A 15,466-nucleotide genomic window follows, 5' to 3' on the forward strand; every position below is an offset into this window, starting at 1 on the left:
CGACGCACAGGGATGCCGATCATGACCTTGCAACGCTGGCTGGGCCTGGGCCTGGCCACCCTGCTGCTGGCCGTCTTCACGTTGGCGGCGCAGGCGCAGAACCCGGGGCCGAAGCCCACCACCGTGCGCATCGGCGTGGCCACCGGCGGCGTGGGCGCGCCACCGCGCACCGGCGGCTCCACCACCGGCATCGTCAATGCGCAGGGCCTGCTGGAAAAGGAGTTCGAGCGCGACGGCATCCAGGTGCAGTGGATCTTCTTCAAGGGCGCCGGCCCGGCGGTGAACGAGGCGCTGGTGAACAGGCAGCTCGACTTCGCCTGGCAGGGCGACCTGCCCAGCATCGTGCACCGCGCCGGCGGCGTGAAGACGCGGATCATCGCCGGCAGCGGCGTGCGCAACGGCCTGTACCTGGGCGTGCCGCCCGACTCCTCCATCACCCGGCTGGAGGACCTGAAGGGCAAGCGGGTGGCGGTGTTCAAGGGCACCAACCTGCACCTGGCCGCGGTGCGCGCGCTGGCGGCCAAGGGCATCAAGGAAAGCGACCTCAAGCTCATCAACCTGGACACCGCCAGCGCCCAGGCCGCGCTGGCCACGCGCGACATCGACGCCGCCTTCGGCTACGTGGAGCTGTTCTCGCTGCGCGAGAAGGGCGCGGCCAAGGTGGTGTGGTCGGCCGCGCAGGACAGTTACCGCTTCACGCGGCAGACGGTGCTGCTGGTCACCGACGACTTCGCGCAGCGCCAGCCGCAGGTCGTGCAGCGCGTGGTCACCACGTTGGTGAAGGCGGCCAAGGTCTATTCGGATGAACAGCAGCGCGGCGAGTTGTTCGCGCAGTGGGGCCAGGCCGAGCTGCCCGAGCGCTTCTGGCGCGAGGACTTCGTCGGCCAGCCGCTGCGGGTGCGCCTGTCGCCGCTGCTCGATCCCTTCCTGGTGGCCCGCTACAAGGACGCGGCGGCGCAGGCCCATGCGCTGAAGCTCACCCGCAGCCAACCTGAGATCGACAGCTGGTTCGACCGCCGCTGGCTGGACGCCGCGCTGAAGGAACTGAAGCTCGAAGGCTACTGGCACGAGTACGGCGCCGATGGCGAACTCATCGGCAGCAAGCTGGCTGCCGCCCGCTGACCCCACACGCAGGACCCTCCCCATGAAGCTCACACGACGCTCCGCGTTGAAGCATGCGGCCGCCGGTGCGGTGGCCCAGGCCGCGGCCTCGCTCGGCCTGCCCGCCCTGGCCCAGTCGGCGCCCATCTTGCGCATCGGCGTGGCCCAGCCCGCGGTGGGCCAGCCGCCCAGCGTGGCCGGCAGCTCGATGGCCATCGCCCATGCCAAGGGCTGGATCGACGAGGCGCTGCAGGCCGACGGCGTGAAGGTGGAGTGGCTGTTCTTCAAGGGCGCCGGCCCGGCGGTGAACGAGGCGCTGACCACCGGCCAGCTGGACTTCGCCTTCCAGGGCGACCTGCCGGCCATCGTGGCGAAGTCCGCGGGCCTGAAGACCCAGCTGATCTTCGCCACCGGCGTGCGCAGCAACATCTACATCGGCGTGCCGCCCGATTCGCCGCTGAAGACGGTGGCCGACCTGCGCGGCAAGCGGGTCTCGCTGTTCCGCGGCACCAACATGCACCTGCCCGCGCTGCGGCTGCTGGAAGCGCATGGCCTGGCCGAGAAGGACCTGAAGATCCTCAACCTGGACACCGCGGGCTACCTGGCCGCGCTGTCCACCCGCGACATCGACGCGGCCATCGGCGCGATGGACATCCTGCGGCTGCGCGACAAGGGCCAGGTGCGGGTGCTGTATGCCAGCAAGGGCGATTCGCCGGTGTTCACCCGGCAGAGCCATGTACTGGTGACCGAGGCCTATGCCGCGGCGCATCCGCAGCGGGTGCAGCGGCTGATCGACGCAGCGGTGCGCACCGCGCGCTGGGCCTCCGACGAAGCCAACCGCGAGGAGGTGCTGCGCCTGTGGGCGCGCGCCGGCACGCCCTACGAGCACTGGAAGGAGGACTACGCCGGCGAGCCGCTGCGCGTGCGGCTGAACCCCAACTTCGACCCCTTCCTGGTGGCCCGCTACAAGGACGCGGAGGCGCAGGCCTACCGCTTCAAGCTCACGCGCAAGCGCTTCGACGTGGCGCAGTGGATCGACACCCGCTGGCTGGACACCGCACTGCGCCAGCAAGGGCTGCAGAACTTCTGGCCGGTGTACCAGGCCGACGGCAAGGCACTGGGAGCCTGAAGCGATGGAACAACCCCTGCACATCGGCCTGGAACGGGCCCCCGCCGTGGCCGCCCGGCCGCGCACTGGCGCCGCACCGTGGCGTCCTTCGGCGGCGCCGGGCCGCATCGGCCGCTGGCTGCTGGCCTGGCCGGTGCCGCTGGCGGTGCTGGCGCTGTGGTGGCTGGCCGCTCGCAACGAATGGATCGCGCCGCAGGTGCTGCCCTCGCCCGAGGCGGTGGCCGCCACCTTCCTGGAAGCCGCGCGCAGCGGCGAGCTGTGGGCCCACCTGCAGGTGAGCCTGCTGCGGGTGCTGGGCGGCTTCGCGCTCGGCCTGGCCGGCGGGCTGGCGCTGGGCGTGGCGATGGGCCTGTCGCCCACGGTGAAGGACTACCTCTATCCCACCTTCAAGGCCTTCAGCCAGGTGCCGGTGCTGGGCTGGCTGCCGCTGCTGATGCTGCTGGTGGGCATCGACGAGGCGCTGAAGATCATCCTCATCAGCAAGGCCGCGCTGGTGCCCATCGCGCTCAACACCTACAAGGGCATCCAGGGCGTGCCCACCCGCTACATCGAGGTGGCGCGGGTGCTGCGCTTCACCCGCTGGCAGATGCTGCGCAAGGTGGTGTTCCCGGCCGCGCTGGCGCCCATCTGGAACGGCGTGCGCTACGGTCTCACCCATGCCTGGCTGGCGCTGGTGGTGGTGGAGCTGCTGGCCTCCAGCGAAGGCCTGGGCTACATGATCGTGTTCGGCCGCCAGCTCTTCCAGCTCGACGTGGTGCTGGCCGCCGTGGTGGTGGTGGGCGCGGTGGGCTGGTCGCTCGACAAGCTGCTGGCCGTGGCCGAGCAGCGCCTGCTCGGCTGGCGCAAGGCGGGCCTGTGATGGCGCGCCGCCTCGTGATCGTGCCGAAGGCCGTGCGCGGCTGGGTGCTGCCGGCGCTGCTGCTGGCGGCCTGGTGGCTGGCCACACGCTGGGGATGGACCACCTCGCCGCTGCTGGTGCCGCCGGAGAAGGTGTGGGTCACGGCGGTGGAGCAGGTGAGCAGCGGCAAGCTGTCCGCCGCACTCGGCGCCAGCCTGCGCCGCGACCTGATCGGCTTTGCGATCGGCAGCACGGCCGGGTTGTTGTTCGGCGCACTGCTGGGGGCCTCGCGCCTGGCGGACCGGCTGCTGGGGCCAAGCTTCCACACGCTCAAGCAGATCTCGCTGTTCGCGTGGATTCCGCTGCTGTCGGTGTGGTTCGGCCTGGGCGATGCGGCCAAGGTGGCCTTCCTGTCGCTGGCCGCCTTCTTCCCGGTGGTGCTCAACACCTACGAGGGCATCCGCAGCGTGCCGGCCGACCTGCTGGAGGTGGCGCGTGTCCTGAAGTTCAACCGCCGGCAGACCTGGCGGCTGCTGATCCTGCCTTCGGCCTCGCCGTCGATCTTCGCCGGCATCCACCTGGCGCTGATCTACGCCTGGCTGGCCACGCTGGGCGCGGAGTACCTGCTGGTCTCGGGCCAGGGCATCGGCAACACCATGATCGACGGCCGCGAGCACTTCTGGATGGACCTGGTGCTGTTCGGCGTGATCGTGGTGGGCGCGGTGGGCTTCGCCCTCAACTGGATCGCCAGCCGCATCGAGGCGCGTGCGCTGGCCTGGCGCGGCCGCTCGGTCGCGCAGTTCTGAACCGCATCCCCGAACCAAGGAGCACACACCATGGCCCATGCAGGCACGCTGCACATCGGCAACCTGAGCAAGCAGTTCGAGGTCGAGGGCCAGCCCCTGCCGGTGCTGCAGAACATCACCCTCACCGTCAACCCGGGCGAGTTCGTCAGCATCGTGGGCAGCAGCGGCTGCGGCAAGAGCACGCTGCTGCGCCTGATCGTGGGCCTGGAGGCCGACTACCAGGGCGAGGTGCTGCTGGACGGCCGCCGCATCGTGGGCACCAGCCTCGACCGCGGCATCGTGTTCCAGGAGCACCGGCTGTTCCCCTGGCTCAACGTGGAGCAGAACATTGCACTCGGCCTGCTCAACGCCGAGCTGCCCGAGGCCGACAAGGCCCGCGCGGTGCGCGAGCACATCGCGCTGGTGGGGCTCACCGGCTTCGAGAAGGCGCATCCGCACCAGCTCAGCGGCGGCATGTCGCAGCGCGTGGCCATTGCGCGGGCGCTGGTCAGCCGACCCGAGGTGCTGCTGCTGGACGAGCCTTTCGGCGCGCTGGACGCCCTCACCCGCGCGCACCTGCAGCAGGAGCTGCACCGCATCTGGCAGGCCGAGGGCATCACGATGATCCTCGTCACCCATGACGTGGAAGAGGCGGTGTACCTGGGCCAGAAGGTGGTGGTGATGGAGCCGCGGCCGGGCCGCATCCGCCGCACGGTGCCGGTGCCCTTGAGCTACCCGCGCGACCGCCTGAGTACCGCCTTCACGCAGGCCAAGGAAGGCGTGCTTGCCGAATTCGCTGGCGCGGCCTGAGGCGCCGCACCCATCTCTGGAGGGAGGACCGTTCATGACCCGCAAGCAGATGCGCCTCGGCGCCTTCATCATGGCCACCGGCCACCACGTGGCCGCCTGGCGGCACCCCGGATCGCAGATCGATTCGGGCATCAACATCGACCACTACGTGCAGGTGGCGCAGACCGCCGAGCGCGGCCTGTTCGACCAGGTGTTCGTGGCCGACAGCCCCGGCCAACGCCACAAGGGCGACGACGAATCGCTGAGCCGCCAGGGCCGCGTCTCCTACTTCGAGCCGGTGACGCTGTGGGCTGCGCTGTCGCAGGTGACCCGGCACATCGGCTTCGTGGCCACCGCCAGCACCACCTACGAAGACCCCTACCTGCTGGCGCGCAAGTTCGCCTCGCTGGACCACATCAGCAAGGGCCGCGCGGCCTGGAACGTGGTGACCACCAGCGCCGACAACGTGCATGGCAACTTCGGCCTGGCCGCGCACCCCGACCCCGCCGCTCGTTATGCCCGGGCGCACGAGTTCGTCGAGGTGGTCAAGGGCCTGTGGGACAGCTTCGAGGACGATGCCTTCGTGCGCGACGCCGCCTCGGGCGTGTACTTCGACCCGCGCAAGCTGCATGCGCTGAACCACGTCGGCAGGCACTTCAAGGTGGAGGGGCCGCTCAACATCGAGCGGCCGCCGCAGGGCCACCCGGTGATCGTGCAGGCCGGCTCGTCGGAGGACGGCAAGGAGCTGGCCGCGGCCACCGCAGAGGCCATCTTCACCGCCTGGACCAGCCTGGCCGAGGCGCAGGCCTTCTACGCCGACGTGAAAGGCCGCATGGCCAAGTACGGCCGCCGGCCGGAGCAACTGCTGGTGCTGCCCGGCATCTCGCCGGTGATCGGCCGCACCGAGGAGGAGGCGCGCGAGAAGTGGGCCGAGCTGCAGGCGCTGATCCACCCCGCGGTGGGGCTGAACACGCTGCAGCCCTTCTGGCCGAACGACGACCTGGCCCGCTGGGACCTGGACGCGCCGCCGCCCTACTACCCCGAGCCGCCCAAGGGCGTGAACAGCCGCGCGCACGTGGTGATCGAGCTGGCGCGGCGAGAGCGCTTCACCGTGCGCCAGCTCTACGAATACCTGGCCGGCGCCCGCGGCCACTGGGTGGTGGTGGGGACGCCGATGCAGATCGTCGACCAGATGCAGCAGTGGTTCGAGAACGGCGCGGCCGACGGTTTCAACGTGATGCCGCCGGTGCTGCCGCAGTCGCTCGATGAATTCGTCGACCTGGTGGTGCCCGAGCTGCAGCGCCGCGGCCTGTTCCGCACCGCCTACGAAGGCCGCACGCTGCGCGAGAACCTGGGGTTGCAGCGCCCCGCCAGCCGTTACGCCACCGTGGCCGCACAGGCCGCCTGAAGGAGCCCCCCATGAGCGCATCCCCATCCGCCACCCGCCGCGGCTTCCTGGTGCAGGCCAGTGCCGGCCTGGCCGCCGGCAGCCTGCTGCCTGCCTCCGCCCAGACCGCCGGCGGCAGCGCGCCGCCGGCCGCACCCGCCGACCTGCCCGACCGCCTGCCTTACGACGAGCAGTTCCGCCGCCGCGCCTTCGAGGTGCGCAGTGCGCTGGCCCGCGCCGCGGCCGAGCAGCCGGTGCCGCCGCATCCCACCAACGGCGACGAGGCGCGCTATGCCAACCGCATCGGCTCCGACAGCCGCGGCCTGCCGCACAACGCGCGCGGCGAGGTCGATCCGCAAGCCTGGCGCCTGGCCACCGCGGCCTTCGCCAGCCGCGACCCGGCCGACTTCGAGAAGATCCCGCTGGGCGGCACGCGCAAGCTGCTCAATCCGGTGGGCACGCTGGCGGTGAGCCTGGACGGCCTGAACGCCTCGCAGTTCGCGCTGCCGCCGGCGCCCGCGCTGGCCAGCGCCCAGCGCGCCAGCGAGGCCATCGAGATCTACTGGGCCGCGCTGCTGCGCGACGTGCCCTTCAACGAGTTCCACGACGGAACGCAGCACCGCGACGTGCTGGCCGCGGCCGCCGAGCTGAGCCGCGCGCCCGACTTCCAGGGCCCGAAGGTCGGCGGCCGCGTGACGCCGCAAACCCTGCTGCGCGGCGCGGTGCTGTACGTGGACGAGCGCGACGCCAGCGGACGCACCGGCCGCTGGGCCACGCCGCCCGGCGTGACCGACGGGCCCTATGTCTCGCAGTTCCTGCTGCGCGACGTGCCGTTGGGCTCGCAGACGCTGTCGGCCCGCATCCGCAGCTACACGCCGGCCAATGAATTCCTCACCCAGTACGACGACTGGCTGGCCATCCAGAACGGCCAGTCGCCCAAGGCCCGCATCGCCTACGACAACCAGCGCCGCTACATCAGCAGCACCCGCGACCTGGCGGCCTATGTGCACTCGGCCGCGGCCTTCGGCGTCATCGCCAACCAGCTGCTTTCCACCGCGGCCTCGGCGGCCGACCCATCGTTCGGCGGCATCTTCCCCGCTTCGCAGAACACGCTGGCGCCAGGCAATCCGTACCTGCGCTCGAAGACGCAGGGCGGTGCCTCGGGCACCTTCGGGGCGGCCTATTTCCAGTCGCTGATCTCGCTGGCCAGCTCGCTGGGCATCCGCGTCAATTACTACCAGAAGTGGTATGAGCAGCGCATCCTGCGGCCCGAGGCTTTCGGCGGCCTGGTGCAGCACCGGCTGGCGGGCGGCGTGGCCGATTACCCGATCCACGAGGCCTTTCTCGGCTCGCAGGCGCTGGAGCGCAGCCGTGCGCGCAACGGCAGCTTCCTGCTGCCGCAGGTGTACCCGGAAGGCGCACCCATCCACTCGTCGTATCCCGGCGGCGCGGCCATCATCGGCGCCGTCACGGTCACGCTGCTCAAGGCCTTCTACGACGAAAGCCTGGTCATCCCCAACCCGGTGCAGCCCGACCCCGCGGACCCCACGCGGCTGGTGCCCTACGCCGGCCCGCCGCTCACGCTGGGCGGCGAGCTGAACAAGCTGGCGCTGAACTACGGCTCCGGCCGCACCGCCGCCGGCATCCACTGGCGCTCCGACGCGGCGGCCTCGTATGCCCAGGGCGAGAACCTCGTCATCAGCCTGCTGCGCGAGCAGAAGGCCACCTTCCGCGAACCGTTCGAAGGCTTCGCCTTCACCCGCTTCGACGGCACCCGCGTCGTCATCTGAACCCCAGGAGGAGAACCATGAGTGCAGTCATCGATCAAGTGAACCTGGACATCGTGCCGGTGGCCGGCCGCATCGGCGCCGAAGTGCGCGGCCTGCGGCTGTCGGGCCAGCTGGCACCCGAGACCTTCGACGCGCTGCGGCAGGCGCTGTACCGCCACAAGGTGCTCTTCGTGCGCGGCCAGCAGCACCTGGACGATGCGGGGCAGGAGGCCTTCGCCCGCCTGTTCGGCGAGCTGGTGGAGCACCCCACCGTGCCGTCGAAGGACGGCACCCGGCTGCTGGAGCTGGACTCGCGCCACGGCGGCCGCGCCAACTCCTGGCACACCGACGTCACCTTCGAGGTGGACTATCCGCAGGTCAGCATCCTGCGGGCGGTGGTCATCCCGCCGTATGGCGGCGACACCGTATGGGCCAACACCGCGCTGGCCTATGACGAGCTGCCGGCCTCGCTGAAGTCGCTGGCCGACCAGCTGTGGGCGCTGCACGGCAACCATTACGACTATGCCGCCACCCGCATCGAGCCCGATGCCCATGGCGCGAAGAAGTACCAGGAGGTGTTCACCCGCAAGCGCATCGAGGCCGAGCATCCGCTGGTGCGGGTGCATCCGGTGACGGGCGAGCGTACGCTGGTCTCGGGCCACTTCATCCAGCGCTTCATCGGCTACAACACGCAGGACAGCGACCTGCTGTTCCAGCTGTTCCAGAACCACATCACGCGGCTGGAGAACACCGTGCGCTGGCGCTGGCAGCAGGGCGATGTGGCCATCTGGGACAACCGCGCCACCCAGCACTACGCCACCAACGACTACGGCGACCAGCACCGCGTGGTGCGCCGGGTGACGGTGGCCGGCGACGTGCCCGTGTCGGTGGACGGGCAGCGCAGCCGGGTGCACCAGGCGGGGTGATTGGAACGGCCCGGCGCGAGGGCCGGGCCGCTCAGGCTGCTGCCGCCAGCACCGGCGGCGCCTGCCGCCACACGCTGCGGCCGGCCTCGAAGACCTGCAGCTCGCCGGGCTGGAAGGGCTGCCAGGGCTCGGTGCTGGTCAGCGGCTGGGTGGCCACCACCACCATGCGGTCGCCGGGGCCGTTGGCGCCGGCCAGGTCCAGCTCCAGGTCGCAATCGACCAGGCGCGCGCGCGGGAAGGGATGCTGCCGCGCCACCCAGTGCAGGTGGGTGCTGCCGTGGGCATACAGCGCATGGCCGTCGGTCAGCAGCATGTTGAAGCTGCCGTGGCGGCTGACCTGCGGCAGCAGCTCGGCCAGCACCGGCGCCAGCGCCTGCCAGTGCGGCGCCGGGCCCTGGCCGCCGCCGAAGGCCTGGCGCAGCCGCTGCAGCAGCCAGCAGAACGCATGCTCGCTGTCGGTCTGGCCCAGCGGCAGGTGGCTGCCGTCCAGGGGTGGGCGGAAGCCCTTCAGGTCGCCGTTGTGCGCGAACACCCAGCTGCGGCCGCGCCACTCACGGGTGAAGGGATGGCAATTGGCCAGGCCCACCGCGCCCTGCGTGGCCTTGCGCACATGCGCCAGCACCGTGCGCGCGCGCACCGGATGCTGGCGCAGGAACTCGGCCAGCGGCGCATCGCAGGCGCGGCCGGCGTCATGGAACAGCCGCGGCGCCTCGCCATCGTGGAAGGCCATGCCCCAGCCGTCGGCATGGTGGTCGGTGGCGCCGCCGCGCGCGGAAAAGCCGGTGAACGAAAACGTGGCCGCGGTAGGCACGTTGCTGTTGATCGCAAGCAGTTGGCACATGGCGCGCGTGAGAAGCCGTGCCCCATTCTTCGGCCGCGGCGCGGCGAACCGAAGCGCGATTTCCTTCGATCGACATGCGGACGCTGGAGGGCAAAAGAAGGGCCCGCTTGCGCGGGCCCTGAAAAAGGCCGCCCACCGCTGGGGGCCAGGAGACATGCCGCTCTTGTTCTGCCGTTTGCTGTCTCGCCTGCAGCGTAGCCAGCCCGGCCGCGGCTGGCGCCGAATCTTTGTGCATGCCCGCATGCGGCGGCCGAATATGGCGGTGGCCCGACCGTTGGCAGGCTTTGCGCATAACCAAGCGCGCATCCATTCGTTGGCCGATGAAGCGCCGGTGTCTACGGTGGGGGCCATGAGATCAGCCGCCATCGAATGGCCCACCTGGGCCTTGATCGTCGTCGTGCATGCGGCCTGGTTGGCCGCGGTGGTCGCGCTGCCGGTGCTGGGGCCGCTGGCCGGCAGCGGGCTGCTGGCGCTGGCCTGCTGCTGGCACATGAGCTTGCAGCATGAGCTGCTGCACGGCCACCCCACGCGCAGCGAGCGCATCAACCGCTGGCTGGGCCTGCTGCCGCTGGCCGCCTGGTATCCCTACGACCTGTACCGCGATACCCACCTGGCGCACCACCGGGATGAGCTGCTCACCCAGCCCGGCATCGACCCCGAGAGCAACTACGTCAGCGCCGACCACTATGCCCGCCTGGGCCGCGCCGGCCGCTGGCTGCGCCATGCGCAGCGCACCGTGCTGGGCCGGGTGCTGCTGGGTCCGGCCATGGTCATCCTGCCGACCTGGGCCGACATGCTGCGCCGGCCGCTGCGCGGCGACTTCTCGCAGCTGGGCTGCTGGCTGCAGCACCTGGCGCTGCTCGCCGGCCTGCTGTGGCTGCTGCAGCAGCAGGCCGGCATCCACCCGCTGCACTACCTGCTGGGGGTGTGCTATCCCGCGCTGGGCCTGGCCATGCTGCGGTCGTTCTACGAGCACCGGCCCGCCGAGCAGGCAGCGCACCGGGTGGTGGTGAACGAGGCGGGCTGGTTCTGGCGCTGGCTCTTCCTCAACAACAACTACCACGCGGTGCACCATGCGCAGCCCGGCCTGCCGTGGTGGCGCATCCGTCGCGAGTACCTGGCCCGGCGGGCCGAGGTGCTGGTGCGCAACGGCGGCTTCCTGGTGCCGGGCTACGGCAGCCTGCTGCGCCGCCATGCGCTGCGGCCCATCGATTCGCCGGTGCACCGCCATCAGCCCTGAAGCACGCCGCGGCCCGGCCCGCATGCGACCATGCCGCCGGTGAAGCCCACCCCCGACCTCGCCGGCGCGGTGCCGCGCCCGGCCTCGTTGCCGATGTACGACTTGCCGCGGCAGGCGGTGCAGGCCTGGTGGCAAGGCATCGCCGGCGCGCTGCAGGCCGAAGGCCTGGCCGGCGTGCCGGGCACGCCCGACTGGCCTGCGGACCTGCCGGCCCACTGGCTGCATCCGCGGCTGCTGCTCAGCCAGGCCTGCGGCCATCCACTGGTGACGACGCTGCAGGGCCAGGTGCAGGTGGTGGGCGCGATGCGGTATGCAGCGCCGGGCTGCGAAGGCACGCGCTACTGCAGCCTGCTGGTGGTGCGGGACGGGGAAGCCTTGCCGGCCGAGGGGCTGCAGGCCCTGGCCGGCTGGTCGGGCCGGGTGGCGGCGGTCAATGATGCCGGCTCCTTCTCGGGCGGCGTGGCGCTGCGCCGGGCGGTGCAGTCGGTGGCCGGCCTGCCGCCACCGGCCTTCTTCGGCCGCCTGCTGTTCACCGGATCGCATCGCGCCTCCTTGGCGGCGGTGCGCGAGGGCCGGGCGGACATCGCGGCCATCGATGCCGTGACCCATGCGCTGGTCGCGCGCCACCAGCCGGCGCTGCTGCACGGCCTGCAGGTGCTGGCGCGCACCGCATCCGCGCCGGGGCTGCCGCTCATCACCGCGCTGGGCACGTCGCCGCAGGAGCTGGCCGTGCTGCGCCGTGCGCTGCAGGCAGCCTGCGCCGCACCCCACCTGGCCGCGGCCCGGCAGGCGTTGCTGATCGACGGCTTCGAGCCGCTGGGCGCCGAGGCCTGGCCGGCGCAGGCGCTGCTGTAGGCCGGTGCTCAAGTTGCGGTGCCGGCCGAACGATAAGCAACAGGTCGTAGCAGTCCCCGACCCTCCATGACTTCGTTGTTGCTGCAGCTCCGGCTGCGTGCCCGCCTCACCTTGTGCCTGGCCGCCGTGGCCGGGTTGATGACGATGGCCTCCGGCGTGGGCATCTGGCGCCTGCAGCAGCTGGGCGATGCGGCCGCGCAGCTTGGCGGCGCGGCGGCGGAGCGCGCCATGCTGGCCCGCGAGCTGCACGGCATCGTGGAGATCAGCGCCTTTCGCGCCGAAGCGCTGCTGGCCAGCGACGACAAGGCCCTGGCCGCCCGCGTGGATGCAGACCGCAAGCGCACCTCCAAGCGCTCGGCCGAGCTGCGCAAGCGGCTGGAATCGTTGATCGACGATGAACGCTCGGCCGGGCTGATGAAGGACATCGACAGCGCCGGCGACCGCTTCCGCGAGGTGCGCACCGCGCTGGTCAAGCGCGATGCGGCCGGCGAGAAGGTGACCGCCGCGGAGCTGGAAAGCCAGCTTCGCCCGGCCGCCGGTGCCTATGTGGAAGCAGTCGATGCGCTGGCCCGGCACGAGGCCGACCTGGTGGCCGCGCAGCGCGACCAGGCGGTGGCCTCGGCCCGCACCGGGCAGGGCCTGCTGCTGGCCGGCGTGCTGGCGGGCATGCTGGCCTCGGCCGCGCTGGGCTGGGCGCTCACGGCCTCCATCCTCAAGCCGCTGAACCATGCATCGCGCCTGGCACGCCGCGTGGCCGCCGGCGACCTGACGCCCGAGCCTGACGCGCCGCGTGGCCGCGACGAGGTCATCGGCGTGGTGGACGAGCTGCAGGCCATGCAGGGCACGCTGTCGCAGCTGGTGCGCGAAGTGCAGGTGGCCAGCGATTCGATCGCCACCGCCAGCCGCGAGGTGGCCACCGGCAACACCGACCTGAGCCAGCGCACCGAGCAGACCGCGAGCAACCTGCAGGAAACCGCCAGCGCGATGGAGCAGCTCACCGGCACGGTGCAGCACAGCGCCCAGGCGGCCGCGCAGGCCAATGCACTGGCCGGCACGGCCTGCCAGGTGGCCGAGCAGGGCGGCGCGGTGGTGGGCGACGTGGTGAACACCATGCAGTCCATCAGCGACAGCTCGCGCAAGATCGCGGACATCATCGGCGTGATCGACGGCATCGCCTTCCAGACCAACATCCTGGCCTTGAATGCCGCGGTGGAAGCCGCCCGCGCCGGCGAGCAGGGCCGGGGCTTTGCGGTGGTGGCCGGCGAGGTGCGCAGCCTGGCCCAGCGCAGTGCCGAGGCGGCCAAGGAGATCAAGCAGCTGATCGGCGACTCGGTGCAGAGCGTGGAATCGGGCGCGCGCCTGGTGCAGGGCGCGGGCAGCACGATGGCCGAGATCGTGGAGAGCGTACGGCGTGTCAACGGCATCGTGGCCGAGATCAGCCATGCCTCGGGCGAGCAGAGCACCGGCATCGGCGAGATCGGCCGCGCGGTGAGCGAGCTGGACCACATGACGCAGCAGAACGCGGCGCTGGTGGAGCAGTCCGCCGCCGCAGCGCAAAGCCTGCAGGATCAGGCGCAACGCCTGGCCGGCGTGGCCGCGCGCTTCCGCGTGGCGGCCTAGGCGAAGTAGCGATTCGGCACGCGCGCCAGCCCCAGGTGCTCGCGCAGCGTGCGGCCCGAATAGGCGCTGCGGAACAGGCCGCGCCGCTGCAGCTCGGGCACCACCAGCTGCACGAAGTCGTCCAGCCCGCCGGGCGTGCTGCTGAACATCACGTTGAAGCCGTCGGCCGCTCCGGTGGAGAACCAGTGCTCGAAGTCGTCGGCGATGGCCTGTGGCGTGCCCACCAGCATGCGGTGGCCGCCGGCGCTCCAGCGGGTGTAGAGCTGCTGCACGGTGGGCCGCTCCTTGCGGATCCAGTCCACCAGCAGCTTCTGCCGGCTCTGGTGGCTGTTGGTCAGCGGGATGTGCTCGGGCAGCTCCACCTGCGCATCCAGCGGCAGCCGCGTGAGGTCGATGCCCAGGCTGGCATAGCTGCCCAGCGCGCGCAGCACCACGTCGGCATCGCGCGCCTGCAGCAGCGCACCCCACTTGTCGTCGGCTTCGGCCTGGCTGCGGCCGATCACCGGCATCACGCCCGGCAGGATCTGTATCTGCTGCGGCGCCCGGCCGTGGGCCGCGGCGCGCCGCTTCACGTCGGCATAGAAGGCGCGCGCTTCGTCGATGTCCTGCGCGGCGGTGTAGAGCATCTCGCCCACGCGGGCGGCCAGGGCCTTGCCGTCTTCCGACGCGCCGGCCTGCGAGATCACCGGCCAGCCCTGCAGCGGGCGCGGCGCATTCAGCGGGCCGCGCACCTGGAAGTGCTTGCCGCGGTGGTGCAGCACATGCAGCCGGGCCGGGTCGGCCCAGCGGCCGCTGGCCTTGTCGGTGAGGAAGGCATCGTCGGCCCAGCTGTCCCACAGGCCGGTGACCACGTCGACGAATTCGTGCGCCCGCTCGTAGCGGTCGGCATGGTCGCGGTGGCCGTCGAGGTTGAAGTTCTCGCCGCCGCCGGTGGACGTCACCACGTTCCAGCCGGCGCGGCCGCCGCTGAGGTGGTCGAGCGAGGCAAAGGCGCGGGCCACGTTGTAGGGCTCGCTGTAGCTGGTGCTCACCGAGCCCACCAGGCCGATGCGCTCGGTGGCGGTGGCCAGCGCGGCCAGCAGCACCATCGGCTCCCAGCGCGGGGCCTGCGGGCTGTGCGCCACCGTGGCCGGGTCGGTGGCCGCGAACACGTTGTCGTAGAAGAAGATGGCGTCGAAGCAGGCCGCCTCCAGCTTGCGCGCATACGAGACGTAGCGCTGCACGTTCCAGGCGGCGTCGATGTCGGCCGCGGGGTGGCGCCAGCTGTCGCCCTGCACCGCAGAGCCGGTGAAGTACGCGCCGAGCTTGAGCTGCCGCCTCATGGCTTGGCGGTCGCCACGCTGGACGGCTTGAAGTAGTCGGGCAGCCGGTAGCCCTTCCACACCGGATTGGCCTCGAAGGCCTGCTGGAACTGCGGGCTCTGGTACGCGGCCACGATGTCCTTGGCGAACTTCGCGTTCTGCTGGCTGCGCTTGACGGCCACCACGTTCACGTAGGGCAGCGTCATCGCCTCCAGCTTGAGCGACTCGGTGAGCTTCAGCCCATAGGCCACCGCGAAGTTGCCCTGGATGGCGGCCAGGTCGGCGTCGTCCAGCGAGCGCGGGGCCTGCGCGGCATCCAGCGGCACGATCTTCAGCTTCTTCGGGTTGCTGGCCAGGTCGCGCTCCGAGACGCTGGCCGCGTCCACGCCGGGCTTGAGCGTGAGCCAGCCGGCCGCTTCCAGGATGCGCAGTGCGCGGGCGGTGTTCACCGGGTCCGAGGGCACCGTGACGGTGGCGCCGTCGGGCACCTCAGCCAGCGACTTCCAGCGCTTGCTGTACAGGCCCATCGGCGGCGTGGGCACGTGCACGATGGGCACCAGGTCGAACTTCTGGCGCTGGTTGCTCGCCTCCAGGTACACCGAGTGCTGGAAGATGTTGGCGTGGATCTGCCCACGCTCCACCGCGTCGTTGGGCTGCACGCCCTGGCTGAACTCCACGTACTGCACCTCGTAGCCCTGGCGCTTGAGCTGCGGCTCGATGCCGATGCGGAAGGCATCGCGGTAAGGCCCGGGCATGAAGCCCACGCGCAGGATGTCGGTGGCCGGCGTCGCGGTCTGCGCCATCAGCGGCAACGCGGCGGCCAGCAGGCTGGCGACCAGCGCGCGACGGGGCAGGGCAAGGGCATGCGTCATCGGGTACTCCTCG

14 protein-coding genes are annotated in these 15,466 nt (G+C 71.3%); 11 read left to right on the forward strand and 3 right to left on the reverse strand.

Features of this window, described 5'->3' with window-relative positions; genetic code table 11:
- The first annotated feature begins 21 nt into the window (after nucleotides 1–21).
- From LRS14_RS28890 to LRS14_RS28925, 8 genes are read left to right on the forward strand one after another with little or no spacing between them, the layout of a single operon-like run.
- Complete coding sequence (locus LRS14_RS28890; protein WP_257802041.1) at nucleotides 22–1,122, forward strand: ABC transporter substrate-binding protein; 1,101 nt, start codon at nucleotides 22–24, stop codon at nucleotides 1,120–1,122.
- 22 nt (nucleotides 1,123–1,144) lie between these two features.
- Nucleotides 1,145–2,230 (forward strand): ABC transporter substrate-binding protein, encoded by a 1,086-nt coding sequence (locus LRS14_RS28895; protein WP_257802042.1) that lies wholly within the window; start codon nucleotides 1,145–1,147, stop codon nucleotides 2,228–2,230.
- A gap of 4 nt (nucleotides 2,231–2,234) precedes the next feature.
- Nucleotides 2,235–3,089, forward strand: a complete 855-nt coding sequence (locus LRS14_RS28900; protein ID WP_046113960.1) for an ABC transporter permease — start codon at nucleotides 2,235–2,237, stop codon at nucleotides 3,087–3,089.
- Entirely contained in the window at nucleotides 3,089–3,874 is a 786-nt protein-coding gene (locus LRS14_RS28905; protein ID WP_257802043.1) for an ABC transporter permease, read from the forward strand. The genes LRS14_RS28900 and LRS14_RS28905 overlap by 1 nt, the downstream gene beginning before the upstream one ends.
- A 30-nt stretch (nucleotides 3,875–3,904) precedes the next feature.
- On the forward strand, nucleotides 3,905–4,663 hold the full coding sequence (locus LRS14_RS28910) for an ABC transporter ATP-binding protein (RefSeq protein ID WP_257802044.1): 759 nt from the start codon (nucleotides 3,905–3,907) through the stop codon (nucleotides 4,661–4,663).
- Nucleotides 4,664–4,697: 34 nt separating this feature from the next.
- Nucleotides 4,698–6,050 carry an LLM class flavin-dependent oxidoreductase gene (locus LRS14_RS28915; RefSeq protein WP_257802045.1) on the forward strand — a complete coding sequence of 451 codons (1,353 nt, stop codon included), beginning with the start codon at nucleotides 4,698–4,700 and terminating at the stop codon, nucleotides 6,048–6,050.
- Nucleotides 6,051–6,061: 11 nt separating this feature from the next.
- On the forward strand, nucleotides 6,062–7,819 hold the full coding sequence (locus tag LRS14_RS28920) for a twin-arginine translocation pathway signal protein (protein ID WP_257802046.1): 1,758 nt from the start codon (nucleotides 6,062–6,064) through the stop codon (nucleotides 7,817–7,819).
- A 17-nt stretch (nucleotides 7,820–7,836) separates the two neighbouring features.
- Nucleotides 7,837–8,724 carry a TauD/TfdA family dioxygenase gene (locus LRS14_RS28925; RefSeq protein WP_257802047.1) on the forward strand — a complete coding sequence of 296 codons (888 nt, stop codon included), beginning with the start codon at nucleotides 7,837–7,839 and terminating at the stop codon, nucleotides 8,722–8,724.
- A 31-nt stretch (nucleotides 8,725–8,755) separates the two neighbouring features.
- On the opposite strand, the gene LRS14_RS28930 is transcribed toward LRS14_RS28925, so the two are convergent.
- Nucleotides 8,756–9,565 carry a class II glutamine amidotransferase gene (locus tag LRS14_RS28930; RefSeq protein ID WP_046113954.1) on the reverse strand — a complete coding sequence of 270 codons (810 nt, stop codon included), beginning with the start codon at nucleotides 9,563–9,565 and terminating at the stop codon, nucleotides 8,756–8,758.
- 349 nt (nucleotides 9,566–9,914) lie between these two features.
- On the opposite strand from LRS14_RS28930, the gene LRS14_RS28935 reads away from it, so the two are divergent.
- The 3 genes from LRS14_RS28935 (at nucleotide 9,915) to LRS14_RS30505 (ending at nucleotide 13,280) form a co-directional block, all read left to right on the forward strand.
- Entirely contained in the window at nucleotides 9,915–10,805 is an 891-nt protein-coding gene (locus LRS14_RS28935; RefSeq protein ID WP_257802048.1) for a fatty acid desaturase, read from the forward strand.
- 30 nt (nucleotides 10,806–10,835) lie between these two features.
- Nucleotides 10,836–11,660 (forward strand): phosphate/phosphite/phosphonate ABC transporter substrate-binding protein, encoded by an 825-nt coding sequence (locus LRS14_RS28940; RefSeq protein WP_257802049.1) that lies wholly within the window; start codon nucleotides 10,836–10,838, stop codon nucleotides 11,658–11,660.
- Nucleotides 11,661–11,726: 66 nt separating this feature from the next.
- Nucleotides 11,727–13,280 (forward strand): methyl-accepting chemotaxis protein, encoded by a 1,554-nt coding sequence (locus LRS14_RS30505; RefSeq protein WP_310740896.1) that lies wholly within the window; start codon nucleotides 11,727–11,729, stop codon nucleotides 13,278–13,280.
- Here LRS14_RS30505 and LRS14_RS28955 read toward each other — a convergent pair.
- Together LRS14_RS28955 and LRS14_RS28960 are read right to left on the reverse strand one after the other, a co-directional pair.
- Complete coding sequence (locus LRS14_RS28955) at nucleotides 13,277–14,602, reverse strand: LLM class flavin-dependent oxidoreductase (protein WP_257802050.1); 1,326 nt, start codon at nucleotides 14,600–14,602, stop codon at nucleotides 13,277–13,279. The two genes, LRS14_RS30505 and LRS14_RS28955, sit on opposite strands and share 4 nt — an antisense overlap.
- Entirely contained in the window at nucleotides 14,599–15,453 is an 855-nt protein-coding gene (locus LRS14_RS28960) for a MetQ/NlpA family ABC transporter substrate-binding protein (protein WP_257802051.1), read from the reverse strand. Before LRS14_RS28960 ends, LRS14_RS28955 begins: the two co-directional genes overlap by 4 nt.
- Nucleotides 15,454–15,466: the final 13 nt, after the last annotated feature.

The sequence above is a fragment of the Aquincola sp. J276 genome (assembly GCF_024700035.1).
In the GTDB taxonomy this organism is placed as follows: Bacteria; Pseudomonadota; Gammaproteobacteria; order Burkholderiales; family Burkholderiaceae_C; genus Aquincola; species Aquincola tertiaricarbonis.